1 protein-coding gene is annotated in these 1,887 nt (G+C 30.0%); it reads left to right on the plus strand.

Annotated features, from left to right (window positions below; all coding sequences use genetic code 11):
- Positions 1-1,548 (plus strand): Eco57I restriction-modification methylase domain-containing protein (locus tag HU235_RS12345; protein WP_174880402.1); only part of this gene is annotated, 1,548 nt, incomplete at its 5' end.
- Positions 1,549-1,887 lie beyond the last annotated feature (339 nt).

Below are 1,887 nucleotides of genomic sequence, written 5' to 3' on the forward strand. Positions count from 1 at the left end.
GGTACAAATAACAAACAAAAAAAACAAAAATTAATTGATCAGATTGAAGAAATTAAGCAAAAGTTCCTATTAAGCATTGAAACTCCTGAATCAGAGCGAGTTAGACGGTTAAGAAGTAGTTTAGCAAAAGTTGGACAAGCAGATTTTTTTGCTTCTAAAGAGGAGATTAAGAAACAAAAAAAAGAATTTGATAAAATTGAAAAGAAACTTAAAGAAGCAATTAAAGAAATGGATTATTCACGACAAAACCCTCTATTTCGTAAAGGGTTAGAATGGCGTATGGAATTTCCAGAAGTTTTAGATGATAAAGGTAACTTTATTGGTTTTGATGTTGTAATAGCAAATCCACCATATATATATTCCTCGGATGGTGTTTTTAGTGAATCTGAAAAACGGTATTTCGAAAAAGAATATCCGCTTTGTAGTTATCAGGCGAACACATTTGCACTTTTCTTAGAGTTGAGTTTAAAAATTTTAAGAAAAAATGGATTAAGCTCTATGATTATTCCAAATACTTTTCTTACGAACAGTCAATATCATAAACTACGGAATTATCTCTTAGAAAATACAGGTGATTTATTTATATTAAATTCACAGGATACAATTTTTGAAGATGCATCAGTAGATAATTGTATTATTACTACTAAAATTTCATTGCCAACCACTGTTCAATTAGCTGAATTAAAAAGCGGTGAAATTAGTTTAATCAATAAAGTCACCCCCGATAAACTATTAGGATACAATGTTATCAATATTTCTGCATTTAAAAGCGGGGGTAATACTAAAAATGTTTCTGCTGGAAGCATAATTAAAAAGATTGAAGAAAACTCAAAAGTACTTGAACCAAATTATGCTATTGTTAGGGATGGATTAAAAGTTTATCAAAAAGGAAAAGGTGAACCAAAGCAAACACGTGATGATGAAGAATTTAAAAAGTTAAAAGCTAAAAAGGAATGGTTTTTGGACTATAAAAAAGATGAAAGTTATTGGGAGATTATTAAGGGTGAGCATATTGATCGATATAAGATTTCAAGAGGATCACACTATATTCGGTATGGTAGACATCTTGCAGAACCTCGCACTCCTGAAATGTTTACAGGTGAACGCTTACTTATTCGTCAAATTCCTAGAAAAACAGCTTATTCATTAACTTTAATGTACACAGACAAGCCGATAATGCATGAACGTAGCCTAATTGCAATTCGTAACCTTAAAATTGACCCATATTTTGCTTTGGGGGTATTAAATTCAAAAGTTGAAAGTTACTATGCTATACATAAATATGACTTTCTTCAACGAAAAACTTTCCCTCAATTACGCTTGTATCAGATAAAGGACTTACCTATTCCGATTGCTTCAGAAAAGGAACGAAGCACTCTTTCGAGCTTAGTAGAAAAAATGCTTGAGCTAAGTGCTAAATCTGACCCTAAAAAAGAGGATATAGAGGAAATGGAAATACTAAATATTCAAATAGATGAATTTGTAATGAATCTGTTCAGATTAAGTGAAGAAGAAAAAAAGATTATACAGGATTTCACTGTTGAATAATTAAAATAATGAGAGAAAATGTATTGATTTTATTTTATTTCTGCAATAAATGAAGCCTTAGTTGTGGAAAATGATTATTTTTAAAGGCATTGGATATATAGTCCAATGTCTATTTTTTACAAAAAATTTTGGATAACCATCGTAAATGAAATGTGACTTATGGTATTTTATGGAGAGCTGAACTATTATATTAATTCTCTAGATATTAATAGTGAAATATATTTTAATAAATTCAAACTACTTTGCCGAGGTGACAGTTATGGATCAGTTAATAGAGTTTGAGAGTTTGGCAGCAAAGAAGAAATTGGAAGAAGATGATGAGTTTTATTTCTGTATATT

Source organism: Metabacillus niabensis (assembly GCF_902829255.1).
GTDB lineage: Bacteria > Bacillota > Bacilli > Bacillales > Bacillaceae > Metabacillus > Metabacillus niabensis.